Here is a 15,405-nt window from a genome sequence, read left to right as displayed (position 1 = left end):
GGTGGAAGAGCCGATCTACATTCGGCCTGCCGAACGGGTGTCCTGGTTGTAAGTCATCAGGGCCAGGAAGAGACACAAGGGGTGGAGTTCCGAACGGGGAGCTCCACCCCTTGCTGTTTCACCGTCAGTGTTCAGTGATGCCGCTCGACGAAACAGCCAATTGCCTCTCTCTGACAATGCAGGCTATGAATGATCACCCAAAACGAGATATGTCGTGCAGAATCGATACGTCCGTCTCATCGCCAAGAATAGAGCCTGATTCTCCATGGACACCGGTCTTTCGACTCAGCATTCACTGAATCTTCTGCGCACTTGACGATAAGGAGCACCTCCAGTAAAGTTTTTAGAGAAGGATCGTACCTCCCAACCCAGGAGTCGATTCAGCGTGAGTGTCGAGTCGCAGCAAAGTCTCCCATTTTCTGCCCAAGCGATTCCCTTCAGTGAATTCCTCGCGACTGGCAAGCTTCCTGATGGATATCTCACCAGTGAATATATCGCTCAGCAATTTGTTGAGCGTCTTGTTCACTATATTCTCAGCGTCCCCTCCGGCAGTTACACGATGGGTGAGCTCAGTCAATTATTGGAGCAGCTAGACCCCCGAGCACAGGTCTTCTTTTTTAAAAAACTCAAGGAGACCAGCCCGGACTGTCTCAAAGACTTTGCACCTCTCTATTATGGCTTCATGAACGAATTTCATTCCCTCCTCTTCACCTAGGGGCAAAGCCACTCTATTGCGTCGTGATCCACGGGTGGGTTGCTCCTCTAGCCACTATTTACGCGTCTTTGACAACTAGTCCCATCGGATCAGAAACACGTTCATTATCTACGCGGCGCTATGAGCGAATGTCCTCATCAGCACGGTTCAAACTAGCGATGAGTCGTTGTCTTATGGGTGGTGCAAACGGCCCTCCGTTACAAGCGCAGGCTTGGAAATTGCTGCTGGATTGGTCACCGCGGGGCGGTAAATGCTTAATCAGGGCCGTAGTAGGAGAAAAATTCTCCTTGTCGTACCAGTAATCTGATGTATAATTGCTCCTCATCTACTGGAAAAGGAGTGTTATGAATCCATCCTTACAACGCGCGGTGACCAGCTTTTATAATCTCATCTATGAAGCCCAAACCTTCGCCACTGCCATGGCGCGAATTGATACTGCTGAGCAGGAGCATTATGCCGGACGTATTGAGGGTCTCAATTGGGTCCTTGATCGTTGCCAAGAACTTGAAGAGATGGATACTAATCTGACACCATCGTCTCTTCAACGTATCTTGGGCGAAGTGAAGTCGGACCTGGAACATGAGCTATCAGTTCAAAGACGGGAAAAAGGACGCCGGGCTGATGGACGCGAAGAGGCACTCAATTTTGTTGCGGACTACCTGTCGAGCCTGATCACCGCGACCGAAATTGAGTCCGCCAAGACTCCTGCCTAGGAATAGGTATTCTCTCTGCACGGGGCATGCATCAGCTCAACTATTGGGAGCGGGGGCCCCGTCGAGTTTTCTATTCTGGTTACAAGGGACAGTTTCTTGATAACGTAGCCGGTCCGATCAGCCTGGCCGTTCGAGATCTGAACGGCTAATTACTTGACCCTGTAGCAGGGATCTCCATACAATGTCATATGTTCCAACCGCCTCGTAAAGCAGGCATGCCATGGATTCCCGGTCGCCATCAGGCGACACGAGCACGGTCTCGTCCTTCTGCGGAAGGTCAACAGGATCAATTCAGGTCCTTGAATGCCTCGCTGCTGTTCTGCCCCCGGTGCCGGATTGCGACACCAACCAGAGAGCGGCTACTTCTCGTCCTTCCAACTGGAAATCTGTATGAATATCTCTGTGCACAGTGTGGCACCTCCACCGGCTCAAAGACCGAAAACCCAGAAAAACCCGTTCAGATTCTAGGACCGTAGGTTCTGCGATCAGGCAAAGGTGCCCGTTTACCCCCGCAGGATGCGGAAAAAAACCGCCGACACTGTCCTGGTCTTGTTTTCAAGCACCCGGAGCCATGGGGTAACGGTCTCAGGTTTGACACTGTTGGTTTCTGCATCACTCGAGACGCTGAGCGTGAAGCCTGAAACGTCTGAGCGAAGGAGCGAGATTCAAGCAACGAAGCACGAAACGGCAGACTTAAAGTGGCGACCGGTAGGCGGGCCAGATCGGACAAATTCAACAATGGTCACTGAATTTGTGCCAAGGGGATCCCTTCTTCAATCAGCATGACGGGAATATTATCTCGGATGGGATACAGAAGTGTACCGTCTTCTCGGACTAACCCCCCCTCAAATGGTTCGGTAACCGGTCGATTGCCCTTATTCTTTAATTCCCCTCGAGTGACAGAGGAATTCAGCAAGCTGATAACGGTCTCATCGGCAACCGCTACTTTTTGCTTCGTCTCAGGGCAACAGAGAATGGCCAGCAGATCGGGGTTGATGTTCATGGACTCTATCCTTCCCGCGGTTGTCACGCGTATGATTCGGTATCATGCCACCAAGTACGAGTCAGTCTCAAGGCCTCTCAATAGATGCAGACACTGCTAGACTCACAACGGTTTATGGCCAGGAGCGCGAAATGATGAAAGCCTTCTGGAAAACCTGTGTGGCTGGGCTCATCCTCATTGTGCCGGCCTGGGCCACATTGTTGATCCTCTCGACCCTCTTTACCACCCTCGATAGTGTTGTAGGCCGATATTTGGTCTATCCAGTTCCTGGTCTTGGCCTGGTGCTTTTGGTGTTACTTCTCATTCTCGCAGGAGTGATCGGTGATCAGATGATCGGTCGCGGCCTATTCGAAAGATTGGAGCGGCGGATCGAACAGATCCCACTCGTGCAAAGTATTTACCTCACATTAAAAGGCATGACGGATCTGGTCAATTTCCGCTCACGCTTTGGGCAGAGCAGGGTTGTGGCTTTTCCTTTTCCCCGTGATGGATGTTGGGCCTTAGGATTTGTCATGGGTACGGCTCCACGGGCTCTCCAGGTAGATCCATCTCATACGCTTATGATGGTGTTTGTGCCGACGGCCATTCATCCGTTTACCGGATACTTGGCCTTCATTCCAGAACCCGCGCTCAAGCCCATTAATCTCCCTTTTGAAGAAGCCATGAAGATGGAATTCTCTGCCGGGTTTTACAGGCCGCGGGCTGGATGGCTCACGACGTCGCCACCAGCTCTACCATAAGCGATGAGTCCAGACATGTTCGTCATTAGGCCAGCCACGGTGGACGATGTACAGAGGATCGTCGAGTTCAATGCGGCCATGGCACTCGAAACCGAACAGCGCAGACTGGACATCGCTCGGCTCCGAGAAGGCGCACGCGCACTCTTGGCACACCCTGAGTATGGCTTTTACATCATGGCAGAAACTTCCGCCGAGGCACCCCGAACAGCCGTCGGCCAACTAATGATCACCTTTGAATGGAGTGATTGGCGAAACGGGGCCTTTTGGTGGGTGCAGAGCGTCTATGTCACACCGGAATGGCGGTGCCGGGGAGTGTATCGAGCAATGCATGAGCACATTGCCGCGCGAGCCAAGGCAGATCCGCAAGTCTGCGGGATCCGCCTCTACGTCGAACATCAGAATCACAATGCCCAAACGGTCTATCAGCGCGTGGGCCTCAGGCCTGCCGTCTATACTGTCTATGAACAAGATTTCGTTCTGGACCATCGACGACCGAACTCATAGAAAGGAGTATCGGACATGAGGATTGTTCGATCGATTCAGGCGCTTCTGGTTGTGAGCCTACTCCTACACGGCTGTGCCTTCAGTCGAGGGACGCTCGGCGACGACGTTAAAACGGAAGTGCTCACCGCCATTCAGAAGGGGATCACGACGAAAATCGAAGTGGTCAACCTACTGGGTGCGCCAGATCGATTGGTACAACTCAACGGACGGGATGTGTTTCATTACTATCGGTATGATGCAAAAGCGGGGAGCCTGCTCCTGATCATCCTGAACTTCACACGATTGTCAATAAAGAGTGATGACGTGTTTATCATCGTGAATCGCGAGGGGATTGTTGAAGACGTGCTTGCTTCGAAGCGCACCGAGAGTTTGGGATTTCGCTTTTGGCCCTTTGGGGAGTGACATGACGTATGTCGGGAATAGGGCTCTTCCCTTCGTTCTCGCGGTAATCGTGTGCATATCAACCATGGGTTGCAATGTGGTTCGCGTAACCCTCAATGCCACTCTCACTCCGGAGCAGGTCGCATTTATTGTTCCGGGGCAAACGACCCTGACCGAAGTCGTGACCAAGCTCGGGACCCCGGATACGATCAGCGATGCTGATTCGGGGGTGGTGGTTACCTATCGGTTCCTCGACCTGAAATACTCGCGTGTCAACTTGGGGTGGTTAGCAAAACCCTGGACGCCCGTGGATCCGGACCTCATCTTTTCCCGAACGGGACTGGGACTCGACGAGTTCCAAGTATTCTGTAATCATGACTGGGTTGTGATCCACCAAGGTTTTCAACGCGGCCTTGTGAGACCTCCGTTCCATCCCTATCCCTTCTAACGTCCGGCCCACTCGGCTCAACAATGAATTGCCGCCTGTATCATCGGGCCGTTATAATGGCGGCCCATGAGTCAGGGAACCCCACATCCCGCTCCACACCCGCCATGTGACGACCGATCCTCTTCGTATATTCCCGCGGATAAAGATACCGAATTTCTCCAGCGAGATGAGCTACGTCCCATCCGCATCGGTCTCGAACTGCTGAAGCCCGAACTCATCCAAAAAGAAGAACGGATCGAATCCACTATCGTCGTCTTCGGGAGTGCCAGGTTGCACGAGCCGGCCGTTGCCAGACAGGCATTGCGGCAGGCTGAAGAGCAAGCCGATCGTACCCCACAGGGCCACGATCTCCAACTACAAGTCACCATCGCCAAGCGTCAGCTTGAGCTCGCCAAATATTATGACATTGCCAGAGAGTTTGCACGGTTGGTCTCCTCGACCTGTCAGGTGGATGGCCGGTGCAATTACGTGGTGGTAACGGGGGGTGGGCCTGGCATTATGGAAGCAGCCAACCGTGGGGCTGCAGACGTGAATGCCAAGTCGATCGGCCTCAACATAACCCTGCCGCACGAACAACATCCGAACCCCTACATCACCCCTAGACTCAGTTTTCAGTTTCGCTATTTCGCCATCCGGAAAATGCACTTCCTCATCCGGGCCAAGGCACTCGTCGCCTTTCCCGGAGGATTCGGTACGCTCGATGAACTGTTCGAAACCCTGACCTTGCTTCAAACGGGCAAGGTGGACAAGGTCATCGTGATTTTGGTCGGCCGGGATTTCTGGGAGCGTGTGATCAACTGGCAGCTGCTTGTGGAGTACGGACTGATCGCACAGACGGACCTGGATCTCTTTCATTATGCGGAAACGGCTCAGGAAGCCTGGGACCTGATCGCACGCCACAATGGAGTACCCATCACATGAAACTCTCATTCTACGGCGCAGCTCGTTCGGTGACAGGGAGTCGTCATTTGCTGGAAGCCCCAGGGTTCCGGCTCCTGTTTGATTGCGGCATGTTTCAAGGCCGCCGTCAGGAAGCAGTACGGAGAAACCAGGATCTGGGGTTCGATCCCAAATCCCTCGGGGCCGTCTTGCTGTCCCATGCGCATATCGACCACTCCGGAGCCTTGCCGGTCCTGCCGGGACAGGGGTTTTCAGGGAAAGTGTATCTAACGAGAGCCTCGGCCGACTTGGCCGGGATCATGCTCGAGGATTCGGCTCGTGTGCAGGAATACGATTGCCGCTATGTCAACAAACAGGAGCGCAGGCGCGGGAAGACCTGTGTCCAGCCAATCTATGACGGGGACGATGTCCGCAAAGTTGTGAAGCGGTTTGAAGGGGTTCGGTATGGAGATCAACTGAAGATTGCTCCACGTCTCACGGCATCCTTCCACGACGCGGGGCATATTTTGGGATCAGCCGCAGTCCGGGTGAAATATACGGCACGTGGCAATACGACCACGGTTTTGTTCAGCGGCGATCTGGGTCGTTCCCATATGCCGATTCTGCGTGATCCAGAACCGCCGCCGAGCTGTGACGTGCTGATCCTCGAATCGACGTACGGCGACCGACTGCACGAACAGGTCGGCGAGGAAATGAAGAAGAAGGCCCAGGACCTGATCGCACACGCGCGACAACACAAGAGCAAGATTATTGTTCCAGCGTTTGCGGTAGGGCGCACACAGGAACTGGTGATGCGGATCAAGGAATTGGTAGGTGAAGGCCGCGTCGAGCCGATCCCGATTTATATCGATTCTCCTTTGGCGGGGAAGGCGACCGAGGTCTTCAAGCGGCACCCAGAGTGTTATGACGAGGAAACCATGAAAACTTTTTCCTCGGGGGGTGATGTCTTCGCCTCACGGTATATCCACTTCGTCTCCTCTGCGGAAGACAGTAAGCGCCTCAATAGCATGCGCGGACCCTGTGTCATCATCTCCTCGTCCGGCATGTGCGAGGGCGGCCGCATCATCCACCATCTCAAACACGCCATTCAGGAGGAAGCGAACGTCATCGTCTTTGTCGGCTTTCAAGCAGAACATACACTGGGCCGCAAGCTGGTCGAAGGGTGGGATGTGGTCCCCATCTTCGGTGTGCCGACCCAACGGCGGGCGCAGATCGTGAAATTCAACGGCCTGTCGGCTCATGCCGACCGGAACGACCTCTTGGCCTACGTACGAGCCATTAACCCATTGCCCAGCACCGTGTTCGTTGTGCATGGCGAAGAGAAACAGGCTCTCTCCTTGGGCGCAGCCATCCAAGCCGAACATCCGAAAGTTGATGTGCGGATACCCCATCAGGGCAGCACGCATGAAATATAGATTTGGGCAGGCGGCACGGGTAGTACGGTTGTCCTGCATCGCTGCGCTCCTGACCGGATGTTTGTCGATGGCAGCTGCCGAATCAGATCAAAGTCGTCACCGTCTTCGAGATCTCGGCATCGTCATCGGCAATTATCCGACAGGGCCGCTCAATGCCATCACCGATGTGGTCGGGGTGAAGGTGGGGCATCAGACCCTCATACACGGAGGCGGGGCGCTCAAGCCGGGGCAGGGTCCGGTCCGGACCGGTGTGACGGTCATCGTTCCACGCGACGACGTGTGGCATAAGAAGGTACCGGCTGGATTTTTCGTCCTCAACGGCACCGGCGAAATGACGGGGCTCTCATGGGTTGCCGAATCAGGATTCTTGGAATATCCCATCGCGCTGACCAACACGCTCAATATCCCTCGTGTAGCGAACGGCGTGATGAGCTGGATGATCAAGCAGTACCCGGCCATCGGCATCGAAGACGACACGCTCACTCCGGTCGTAGCGGAATGCGACGACGGACGATTGAACGACATCCAAGGTCGCCATGTGTCGGAGCAGGATGTGATTACGGCGCTTGATGGGGCCACCAGTGGCCCAGTGGCAGAAGGCACGGTCGGTGCCGGCACGGGGATGGTCTCGTATGGATTCAAAGGCGGTATCGGCACGTCATCGAGAAAGTTATCGGAGAAAGACGGAGGTTATACCATCGGAGTCCTTGTTAATGCGAACCATGGCCGGAGACCGGAACTGGTCATCGCCAGCGTGCCGGTGGGAAAGCTCTATGGCCCACCACCAGCCCAACAACAGTCTCAGGCGCTCTCGCCCGGTCAGAGCGAAGGGTCCATTATCATCATCATCGCCATCGATGCGCCGCTTGACAGCCGCCAGCTGACGCGGCTGGCTAAACGTGCTGCGCTCGGCCTTGCCCGCACCGGCTCTACAGCTCGGCACAGCAGCGGCGACTTCATGCTGGCCTTTTCCACCGCGAACGTGATTCCCCACTATCCGAAAGAGCCCATCTACCAACTGACGCACCTGGCCGACACCCATCTGAATCCCCTCATCACCGCCACAGTTGAAGCGACAGAAGAAGCCATCCTGAACGCCCTCACCATGGCAACGTCAGTCACGGGCCGTGATGACCATCGTATCGACGCCATCGACCTCGTCCGCCTCAAGGGGCTCTTGCAGCCGACTCAACACTAGTCAGCACCCCGCTCGTTTAACACAGTTCTCGGCCACTGCGCTTGCATTTCCCGCGTGCTCCTCGCTATTCTTCCGCCCAGCTGTGAACGAAGGAGACTAAGTCGATGGGCGACTACCAAATCGGCGGTGGATTGCAGCTGATGACGGCGGTGCAAAAGACGGAAGCCTTTGCCGAATTCCTCAAGGCGCGGATGATTCACGCACTGGAAACCGAGGATCCGACGGAATTGCACTATCTCCTTGCGCAAGTCGATGACTACCATTCGTATCTGTGGCGCTATTATAAAAAACTCGCGCAAGTCCGAGCGCAGCGCATGGATCCGGGTGTCTGATTTTTGAACCGTTCCGGTCTGTACCGCTCATTTGTCGATCCTGGTTATCCATCAGCTTCTCACCCTGAGACTATTCCATGCAGTTTGCGGTGGCGCTCTCAAGACAGGTTGATACTGACGCGGCAGCGTTAGAGGTGGCTGCAGCTATTCGTACGCGACTGAGTGGAACTCCCATCGATTTGGTCGGTGTCTTCTTCTCCGCGCACCATGCAGAAGGGGCCGATCGGTTGGCAGAGGTGCTTACCGGAACGCTTCGTCCGAGACTGCTGCTGGGTTGCAGTGGAGAGGGTGTAATTGCCGGGGCAGAGGAACTAGAGACCGCGCCTGCAATCACCGCCTGGGCGGCGGTGTTGCCCGATGTCAACCTCCACCCACTGCAGTCCTCATTTTCTCCGACTCAGGATCAATTCCATCTCACGGGATGGCCTGCCCCGGGAGTCGACGATGGGACGTTTCTCCTCCTTGCCGATCCGTTTACGACGCCCGTTCAAGACATCCTAGGGATCGTGGACGATCGATACCCAGGCGCCCAGGCGATCGGTGGTCTTGCCGGCGGGGGGCAAGAGGCTGGGATGAATCGGCTCGTGCTCAACGATCAGGCGTTCGAGGGCGGACTCGTGGGCGTGCGTCTCTCGGGAGCGGTCGATATTCGTCCGGTGATCTCACAAGGCTGTCGTTTGATCGGTGAGCGGTTTGTCGTGACCAAGGCGGAACGGAATCTGATTCAGGAACTGGGAGGCGAGCCAGCACTGGGGCGGTTGCACGCGGTGTTCGAGTCACTGTCGGAAGAGGAGCGGCAACGGGCGAATCGTGCGGTCCATCTCGGCATTGTGATCGACGAACATCGGAACCGCTTCGAGCGTGGAGACTTCCTCATCCGGAACCTGCTTGGAGCCGATCAAACCACGGGCGCGGTCGCTGTGGGAGAGGTGGTTCAAGAAGGACAGACGGTCCAATTCCATCTGCGCGATGCCGCCTCAGCCAGCGAGGAGTTCAACGCACTGCTTGCGGCGGATCATGCGCGTCATCGCCATCCTCCGCTCGGCGCGCTCATCTTCAGTTGTTGTGGACGAGGCCAGGGACTCTTTGGGAAGCCCAACCATGATGCCGGAACCGCAACGGCGCGGTTGGGCTCCATTCCGTTGGCCGGATTTTTCGCGCAGGGCGAAATCGGTCCGGTCGGTGGGCGAAGTTTTCTCCATGGTTACACGGCCAGTTTGGCGCTCTTCGCCGAACGAGACTGATAACAGGCTGTTGAAACAGTCTGCCAGCGTTGTTCTCGCATCGCTGGACAGTCTGTTTGAACAGCCGCAGGTAGTAGCGGATGGGAGCTGAACTCCCTCACAGACCAACATTTTTGTTATGGCACAGTAGTTTTCAACAGGCTGTTGACCCATTCTGGTTGACCCGGCTATCCGGACCATGCCATACAATGGAAAGAGGAGATTCATATGAAATCATCGTATCTTTTATCACTCATGGCGATCGTCGTGCTGACGGTATCTGTGGGAGTAGGAGGTTCCATGGCTGAGAATAATCAGGAAGTGACCACGCCATCCGGGCTGAAATATGTCGATCAAGCAGTTGGGACGGGAGATGCGGCCGTTGCAGGGAAGAATGTGAGCGTGCACTACACCGGCTGGCTGGAGAACGGAAAAAAGTTCGATAGTTCCGTTGATCGTGGGCAACCCTTTTCCTTTCCGCTTGGCGCCGGACGCGTCATTAAAGGCTGGGATGAAGGGGTCCAGGGGATGAAGGTGGGAGGCAAGCGCAAGCTGACCATCCCATCCGATTTGGGATACGGCTCGCGCGGTGCCGGTGGCGTGATCCCACCGAATGCCACGTTGATTTTCGATGTGGAGTTACTCAGAGTCCAATGAACGTCGTCAGGTCTCTCAGGTCCGAAGGTTGTCATGCCCAGGTCTTCAGATACAATGCCTTGACGGAGATTCTGAATTTCGACTGGCCATGATGAAACAGACTCCGCTCATTGCACAACATCGTGCCGCAGGCGCCAAGCTGGTCGACTTTACCGGATGGGAGATGCCTATCCAGTACAGCGGCGTCGTCGATGAATACCACAGCGTCCGCAGCAAGGCCGGTCTTTTCGACGTGAGCCACATGGGCCGGATCAGCGTCTCCGGTCCAGGCTCTGTCGGGTTCTTGCAATATGTCACCACCAACGATGTCTCCAAGATTTCAGTCCGCTCCTCGCAGTATTCGATGGTCTGTAATCCCAAGGGAGGCATCCAGGACGACATTTTTATCTATCACGTCAAACCGTACGAGTTTCTTGTCTGTGTTAATGCCTCGAATCGCGAGAAGATCGTCACCTGGCTGTTGGAAAAAGTCGCCCATGTGCAAGGGTGCAAGGTTCGGGATCGTTCAACGGAGCTGGCGCAGATTGCCGTACAAGGTCCCCTCTCCCGCGACATCTTGATCGCGATCGGTGTTGCTGAGGCTGCGAACCTAAAAGTTAGGCAGTGCATGGAAGTCCCCGCATTCGGCGGGTCCGTCATCGTTGCACGGACAGGCTACACCGGCGAACTGGGATACGAGCTCTATCTCTCTGCGCAGTTCGCTGAACAAACATGGGAGGAGCTGTTAAAAGTTGGTCAACCACTAGGTCTCAAGCCGGCGGGATTAGGCGCACGTGATTTGCTCCGCCTGGACATGGGCTATCTCCTGTACGGAAACGATATCAACGAAGAGACCAGCCCACTGGAAGCCGGTGCTGAGTGGGTGGTGAATTTTGAAAAAGGTGAGTTCGTCGGTCGTGCAGCACTGTTGTCTCAACGGACGCAGGGGGTGGTGCGTCGCTTGGTGGGCTTTGAACTGCTTGAAAAAGCCGTCCCCCGCCATGGTTTCACTATTCTCTCAGCTGATTCACCGGTGCAATCCATCGGTGAGGTGATGAGCGGCAATCTGTCACCGTTCCTACAGAAAGGGATTGGCTTGGGCTCTGTGCTGTCTCGTTACGCCGAACCAGGGACGAAGATTCAGATCGATATCCGGGGGAAGGCTGTTCCTGCGCAGGTGGTCAAACCACCGTTCTATAAAAAGCCCAAGGGCTGAAACGCCAAGCAGGCAATCAGCTCCCAGCAGACAGCTGAAGACTATAAGTGGAGAGGGACGTATCCCATGGTGCGCAACGTGTATACAGGGAAGGTTGTCACCCTTAATGTGGACACCGTACAGTTGCCGAACGGCGTCACGGTGGACCTTGAGACGATTCGCCACCCTGGGGCCGCAGCCGTGGTACCGGTCAAAGACGATGGCACGGTGGTCTTGATCCGGCAGTTCCGCCATGCAGCCGGTGGATTCATTTATGAAATTCCTGCAGGCAAACTCGCTCCGGGTGAGGATCCCTTGCATTGTGCTTCACGCGAACTCGAGGAGGAGGTTGGTTATCAAGCCTCATCCTTCGAACTGCTCTCTAGTATCTTCACGGCACCAGGCTTCGCTGATGAAGTGATCCATGTCTACAAGGCTATCGGTCTCACGAAGGGCCGGCAGCAACTGGATCGAGATGAAGTGTTGGAGGTGATCGAGATGTCACTTTCAGAGGCGATCTCGAAAATCGAGGATGGGACCATTCGTGACGCCAAGACCATCGTTGGGTTGCAGGCCGTCTACATCAAGACACCGCGTCGATAAAGATACAGCCTATAGGGAGAAGGAGAACCCTACCTATGTTGCTCAACGGGAAAAAAGGACTCATCATCGGTGTGGCTAATAAACACAGCATTGCCTGGGCAATTGCCCAATCCACTGCCGCACAGGGTGCACAACTGTTCTTCAATTATCAGAATGAGCGCTTGAAACAAAATGTCGAAGAACTGACGGCCACCTTGCCTGGGGCTAAGGCCTTTCCCTGCGATGTGAGTCATGACGCAGAGATTACGTCGCTCATGCAGCAGGTGCAGCAGGACTTTGGCCAAATCGATTTTCTCGTCCACTCGCTGGCCTTCGCGCCGCGTGAGGAGTTGACCGGGCAATTTATCAATACCAGTCGACAAGGGTTTGCCATGGCGCTTGATATCAGCGCCTATTCCCTGATTGCTGTCGCACGAGCGGCCTTACCGCTGATGACTGCTGGGGGCTCCATTGTGACCCTCACGTACCTCGGCAGTGAGCGTGTCGTGCCGCATTACAATGTCATGGGTGTTGCCAAAGCCGCCCTCGAATCAGCCGTCCGCTATCTGGCCTACGATCTTGGCCCCCTGAACATCCGGGTCAATGCGATCTCCGCTGGGCCGATCAAGACGCTGGCGGCTCGTGGGGTGTCGGGTATTACGAAGATGGTGGACCATCACAAGGAAGTGGCGCCGCTCCGCCGGCCTACCGAACAAGCTGATGTCGGCGATACTGCCTTGTTCTTGGTCAGCTCGCTAGGGCGGGGAATCAGTGGGGAAGTGATTTATGTGGACGGAGGTTTCAATATCCTTGGGATGGTCGCTCCGAGCGAGTAGGTCGGTGGTGAGGCTGATCGGGTTGCGGTCTTGAGGTGCAGGCCGATCAGGGATAGAGGAAGCTCCGGTCCTTCGTATGAATTGGCGCGGAGTCCTAACTTGTCTATCCTGTGTGGTTTCTGCTCAAAACTTGAAACACGGTCGACGGTGAAAACTCACGCTATGCATGAGTTGGTGATATCATAGATCTTACGAAGCGGGGCATCGGGTTTTCTGCTCCTCTCCGCTTTCTCCTGGCGCGACAACATGCCACAGGGTTCACAGTGTATGAAGATCGTCTTGCCGACGTTAGCCCTGCTTCTCACAAGTGGATTATTGGTCCTCCCCCTGCCCATCATGGCTGAGTCGTCCGTGGAGGCATTGCCCAAACAGGCACTCGAGCAATGTCATCAAGGTAGGCTTGTCACGGATCGCGCCTCGCGTCTCGCCCATTTTCAAGCGGGGCAGCGATTGGGTGAACAGGCGGTGGCGGAGGATGAGGGAAGTGCCGATGCGCACTTTGCCTTGTTCTGCAACCTCGGAGAATTGTTACGTATCGATGGTGAAACTCTCACGTCTCTCTTTGGGCTTCGTCGGATGATGAAAGAGTTGGATCGAACACTGGAGATCGTTCCTACTCATCTTGAAGCCCTTTCGGCGAAAGGGACGTTATTGGTGAAACTTCCCAGCCTGTTGGGTGGAGACATGAAAGAAGGCGAGCGCCTCTTGCAACAGGTCATTCATCAAGCCCCCAAAGCGGTCAACGCAAGGCTCGCGCTTGCCAGAGTGCGATGTGAACGGGGGCAGCATGACGAGGCAGCGGCTCTGGCAAGCACCGCCCTCATCATCGCTCAGACACAGAAACAGATGGACTTTGTCCCCGAGGCCGAGGCCCTGCTTCAGCAGGCCAAAAGGAACGCGGTAAAAAACAAGGAACAGCGATCGTAGTTTCCGGAGAGCTGGACCTCCTCACCATTTCGAACTGTGTCCGATATCCACAAACTCTTCTCAGCCTACCGCGTTATCCCAAGAGTACTGCACCCTCAATACAACCCAGGTGACCTCTACCGAGATAGTCATTCCTTATCGCACCGCTGTGGTGAGTGCTCTCAGTCTGTGTAGCAGCAGTCACATGGGTGCAATTGTCTCTAACGCACAGCTGTGTACCATCAGCCTGCCCTGCGACATTGTTTCGTCCGTTGTTCCGTATCAAGACTCCCTTGATCGTATTCTGCCTGTTCTCTCAAGATGTAGGACCATGGACGCTGTTGTCACGAGGGAAACTGCAAGTAAGGAGGTCTAGTAAACTTGCCAGCTAGTATTTCTTGTGTCAATGCCGTACTGTATAATAAGTCTTCCTTACCAGCCTGGTATTTGTCTGGACTATTGTGAAGGAGAAACAGATGACCTTCCATGTCACCGTCAGAACGGACAAGGGAGAGCCAGGGGTAGGGATCAGCACCGGTCAGTGTGCTGCTCAGCACGGGACCTTGGTCGAGACCAGCGCTCAGAGCTCTGAGCCGCTGACCGGTTCGACGCCATACAAGAAAACCGTCTTGCCGCTCTCGATTGGGAAGCAGTATGGGATCGCACTGGGCAGCACGTTTCTCGCCTTCCTCGTACGTATCATTGCAGATTCCTATCTTGGCGATACGCTGCCGTTCGTGACATTTCTCCTGGCGATAGCCGTCACAACATGGTACGGGGGAATAGGAGCCTCCCTGACGGCGCTGGTCTTAGGTGCACTGGTCTGGAATTGGTTCTTTGTCAATCCCCGTTACGCATTCAGCCTGGGCAGCCATGGGGATCAAGCTGACATGACCGTCTACCTGACCATCGGGGTTGCAATGATCGGTTATGCTCAAACGTGGCGATGGGCTTGGAAACAAAGCGAAGAAATGGCAGAAGCTTTACAGCGTGAAAGAGTGCGGGGGACGCACCCTAGCCCGCCGCCATCACGCATAGGCCGTTCGACGGATAAGTCTGTGTCAATGGCGTGAATGAGTCGCGCGACACCAACTGTAGTCGGTCCTGCTCCACGGAAGAAATCTTCCGCGTATCAGGGCTGCGCACCACCTTCCAATATGAGAGGTCACAGTCCTCTGTTATCTTCCCAGTATAGCCCAGAGTGCGGTCAATCTACCGATTTCCTCAGCGCTTTGAGTCGCCCCTGCCGCTTCTTTGACGCAATTCGTCGATCCTGAGACCCTTTGGATGGGGTGGTTAGCCTGCGCTTCTTGCGCGGAATAGCCACACGGTGAATGAGTGCTTGTAAACGGTCGAGGGCATCCTCTCGATTTCGTTCCTGGGTCCTATGTTGCTGGGCTTTAATCGTGATCACGCCATCGGCTGAGATCCGGTGATCATGCAGGCCTAATAGAGCCTCTTTGTAGAACGAAGGTAATGATGATGCGCGAATGTCAAACCGCAGATGGATAGCGGTTGAGACTTTATTGACGTTCTGGCCACCTGCCCCCTGCGAACGGACGGCGTGAAGGTCAATCTCGTGATCGGGGATAAAAACAGACGATGAAATGCGCAGCATGGGAAGTAGTTAGCACAAGGACGCGTCGGGCGCAATTTCCAACAGAAAATGACTCCTCGT

19 protein-coding genes are annotated in these 15,405 nt (G+C 55.1%); 17 read left to right on the top strand and 2 right to left on the bottom strand.

The window, feature by feature from the left end:
• Positions 1–385 precede the first annotated feature (385 nt).
• Both ACYX34_RS04035 and ACYX34_RS04030 read left to right on the top strand, forming a co-directional pair.
• Positions 386–715, top strand: coding sequence for a hypothetical protein (locus tag ACYX34_RS04035; RefSeq protein WP_462075275.1), 330 nt, complete (start codon positions 386–388; stop codon positions 713–715).
• 344 nt (positions 716–1,059) lie between these two features.
• Positions 1,060–1,428 (top strand): hypothetical protein, encoded by a 369-nt coding sequence (locus ACYX34_RS04030; RefSeq protein WP_086425836.1) that lies wholly within the window; start codon positions 1,060–1,062, stop codon positions 1,426–1,428.
• Between the two features lie 742 nt (positions 1,429–2,170).
• Here the strand turns inward: ACYX34_RS04030 and ACYX34_RS04025 are convergent.
• Positions 2,171–2,431 carry a Trm112 family protein gene (locus tag ACYX34_RS04025; protein WP_462075274.1) on the bottom strand — a complete coding sequence of 87 codons (261 nt, stop codon included), beginning with the start codon at positions 2,429–2,431 and terminating at the stop codon, positions 2,171–2,173.
• 131 nt (positions 2,432–2,562) lie between these two features.
• On the opposite strand from ACYX34_RS04025, the gene ACYX34_RS04020 reads away from it, so the two are divergent.
• The 15 genes from ACYX34_RS04020 to ACYX34_RS03950 all read left to right on the top strand — a co-directional run bounded on the left by ACYX34_RS04020 (position 2,563) and on the right by ACYX34_RS03950 (position 14,800).
• A complete protein-coding gene (locus ACYX34_RS04020; protein WP_462075273.1) occupies positions 2,563–3,171 on the top strand; it encodes a DUF502 domain-containing protein in 609 nt (202 codons plus the stop codon).
• 15 nt (positions 3,172–3,186) lie between these two features.
• Positions 3,187–3,675, top strand: coding sequence for an N-acetyltransferase family protein (locus tag ACYX34_RS04015; RefSeq protein WP_462075272.1), 489 nt, complete (start codon positions 3,187–3,189; stop codon positions 3,673–3,675).
• Between the two features lie 15 nt (positions 3,676–3,690).
• Positions 3,691–4,077: a hypothetical protein gene (locus ACYX34_RS04010; protein WP_462075271.1), complete on the top strand. Its 387-nt coding sequence runs from the start codon at positions 3,691–3,693 to the stop codon at positions 4,075–4,077.
• A 1-nt stretch (position 4,078) separates the two neighbouring features.
• Positions 4,079–4,504 (top strand): hypothetical protein, encoded by a 426-nt coding sequence (locus ACYX34_RS04005; RefSeq protein WP_462075270.1) that lies wholly within the window; start codon positions 4,079–4,081, stop codon positions 4,502–4,504.
• Positions 4,505–4,570: 66 nt separating this feature from the next.
• The gene (locus ACYX34_RS04000) at positions 4,571–5,425 is read left to right on the top strand and encodes an LOG family protein (RefSeq protein WP_462075269.1); all 855 of its coding nucleotides are present in this window, start codon (positions 4,571–4,573) and stop codon (positions 5,423–5,425) included.
• Positions 5,422–6,819: an MBL fold metallo-hydrolase RNA specificity domain-containing protein gene (locus ACYX34_RS03995; protein ID WP_462075268.1), complete on the top strand. Its 1,398-nt coding sequence runs from the start codon at positions 5,422–5,424 to the stop codon at positions 6,817–6,819. The genes ACYX34_RS04000 and ACYX34_RS03995 overlap by 4 nt, the downstream gene beginning before the upstream one ends.
• On the top strand, positions 6,809–8,017 hold the full coding sequence (locus ACYX34_RS03990) for a DmpA family aminopeptidase (RefSeq protein WP_462075267.1): 1,209 nt from the start codon (positions 6,809–6,811) through the stop codon (positions 8,015–8,017). The genes ACYX34_RS03995 and ACYX34_RS03990 overlap by 11 nt, the downstream gene beginning before the upstream one ends.
• A gap of 104 nt (positions 8,018–8,121) precedes the next feature.
• Entirely contained in the window at positions 8,122–8,349 is a 228-nt protein-coding gene (locus ACYX34_RS03985) for a hypothetical protein (protein WP_462075266.1), read from the top strand.
• A 77-nt stretch (positions 8,350–8,426) separates the two neighbouring features.
• Positions 8,427–9,593 carry an FIST signal transduction protein gene (locus ACYX34_RS03980; protein ID WP_462075265.1) on the top strand — a complete coding sequence of 389 codons (1,167 nt, stop codon included), beginning with the start codon at positions 8,427–8,429 and terminating at the stop codon, positions 9,591–9,593.
• Positions 9,594–9,872: 279 nt separating this feature from the next.
• Complete coding sequence (locus tag ACYX34_RS03975; RefSeq protein ID WP_462075278.1) at positions 9,873–10,229, top strand: FKBP-type peptidyl-prolyl cis-trans isomerase; 357 nt, start codon at positions 9,873–9,875, stop codon at positions 10,227–10,229.
• An 88-nt stretch (positions 10,230–10,317) separates the two neighbouring features.
• A complete protein-coding gene (gene gcvT / locus ACYX34_RS03970) occupies positions 10,318–11,424 on the top strand; it encodes a glycine cleavage system aminomethyltransferase GcvT (protein ID WP_462075264.1) in 1,107 nt (368 codons plus the stop codon).
• 66 nt (positions 11,425–11,490) lie between these two features.
• Complete coding sequence (locus ACYX34_RS03965) at positions 11,491–12,006, top strand: NUDIX domain-containing protein (RefSeq protein ID WP_462075263.1); 516 nt, start codon at positions 11,491–11,493, stop codon at positions 12,004–12,006.
• 35 nt (positions 12,007–12,041) lie between these two features.
• Positions 12,042–12,821: an enoyl-ACP reductase FabI gene (locus ACYX34_RS03960; protein ID WP_462075262.1), complete on the top strand. Its 780-nt coding sequence runs from the start codon at positions 12,042–12,044 to the stop codon at positions 12,819–12,821.
• 267 nt (positions 12,822–13,088) lie between these two features.
• Positions 13,089–13,748: a tetratricopeptide repeat protein gene (locus ACYX34_RS03955; protein WP_462075261.1), complete on the top strand. Its 660-nt coding sequence runs from the start codon at positions 13,089–13,091 to the stop codon at positions 13,746–13,748.
• A gap of 455 nt (positions 13,749–14,203) precedes the next feature.
• Positions 14,204–14,800, top strand: coding sequence for a DUF4118 domain-containing protein (locus ACYX34_RS03950; protein ID WP_462075260.1), 597 nt, complete (start codon positions 14,204–14,206; stop codon positions 14,798–14,800).
• Between the two features lie 134 nt (positions 14,801–14,934).
• Here ACYX34_RS03950 and arfB read toward each other — a convergent pair whose 3' ends face one another.
• Positions 14,935–15,345 carry an alternative ribosome rescue aminoacyl-tRNA hydrolase ArfB gene (gene arfB / locus ACYX34_RS03945; protein WP_462075259.1) on the bottom strand — a complete coding sequence of 137 codons (411 nt, stop codon included), beginning with the start codon at positions 15,343–15,345 and terminating at the stop codon, positions 14,935–14,937.
• Positions 15,346–15,405: the final 60 nt, after the last annotated feature.

It is taken from the genome of Nitrospira sp. CMX1, assembly GCF_054902215.1.
This window is presented reverse-complemented; position numbering and strand designations above follow the sequence as displayed.

Bases quoted from the DNA above. Each gene is read 5' to 3' on its own strand.
- gcvT (WP_462075264.1), top strand. From the start codon at position 10,318: ATGATGAAACAGACTCCGCTCATTGCACAACATCGTGCCGCAGGCGCC.
- ACYX34_RS04015 (WP_462075272.1), top strand. From the start codon at position 3,187: ATGTTCGTCATTAGGCCAGCCACGGTGGACGATGTACAGAGGATCGTC.
- arfB (WP_462075259.1), bottom strand. From the start codon at position 15,345: ATGCTGCGCATTTCATCGTCTGTTTTTATCCCCGATCACGAGATTGAC.
- ACYX34_RS03995 (WP_462075268.1), top strand. From the start codon at position 5,422: ATGAAACTCTCATTCTACGGCGCAGCTCGTTCGGTGACAGGGAGTCGT.
- ACYX34_RS04005 (WP_462075270.1), top strand. From the start codon at position 4,079: ATGACGTATGTCGGGAATAGGGCTCTTCCCTTCGTTCTCGCGGTAATC.
- ACYX34_RS03975 (WP_462075278.1), top strand. From the start codon at position 9,873: ATGGCTGAGAATAATCAGGAAGTGACCACGCCATCCGGGCTGAAATAT.
- ACYX34_RS04010 (WP_462075271.1), top strand. From the start codon at position 3,691: ATGAGGATTGTTCGATCGATTCAGGCGCTTCTGGTTGTGAGCCTACTC.
- ACYX34_RS03950 (WP_462075260.1), top strand. From the start codon at position 14,204: ATGACCTTCCATGTCACCGTCAGAACGGACAAGGGAGAGCCAGGGGTA.
- ACYX34_RS03990 (WP_462075267.1), top strand. From the start codon at position 6,809: ATGAAATATAGATTTGGGCAGGCGGCACGGGTAGTACGGTTGTCCTGC.
- ACYX34_RS04020 (WP_462075273.1), top strand. From the start codon at position 2,563: ATGATGAAAGCCTTCTGGAAAACCTGTGTGGCTGGGCTCATCCTCATT.
- ACYX34_RS03955 (WP_462075261.1), top strand. From the start codon at position 13,089: ATGAAGATCGTCTTGCCGACGTTAGCCCTGCTTCTCACAAGTGGATTA.
- ACYX34_RS03960 (WP_462075262.1), top strand. From the start codon at position 12,042: ATGTTGCTCAACGGGAAAAAAGGACTCATCATCGGTGTGGCTAATAAA.
- ACYX34_RS04000 (WP_462075269.1), top strand. From the start codon at position 4,571: ATGAGTCAGGGAACCCCACATCCCGCTCCACACCCGCCATGTGACGAC.
- ACYX34_RS03965 (WP_462075263.1), top strand. From the start codon at position 11,491: ATGGTGCGCAACGTGTATACAGGGAAGGTTGTCACCCTTAATGTGGAC.
- ACYX34_RS03985 (WP_462075266.1), top strand. From the start codon at position 8,122: ATGGGCGACTACCAAATCGGCGGTGGATTGCAGCTGATGACGGCGGTG.
- ACYX34_RS03980 (WP_462075265.1), top strand. From the start codon at position 8,427: ATGCAGTTTGCGGTGGCGCTCTCAAGACAGGTTGATACTGACGCGGCA.
- ACYX34_RS04030 (WP_086425836.1), top strand. From the start codon at position 1,060: ATGAATCCATCCTTACAACGCGCGGTGACCAGCTTTTATAATCTCATC.
- ACYX34_RS04025 (WP_462075274.1), bottom strand. From the start codon at position 2,431: ATGAACATCAACCCCGATCTGCTGGCCATTCTCTGTTGCCCTGAGACG.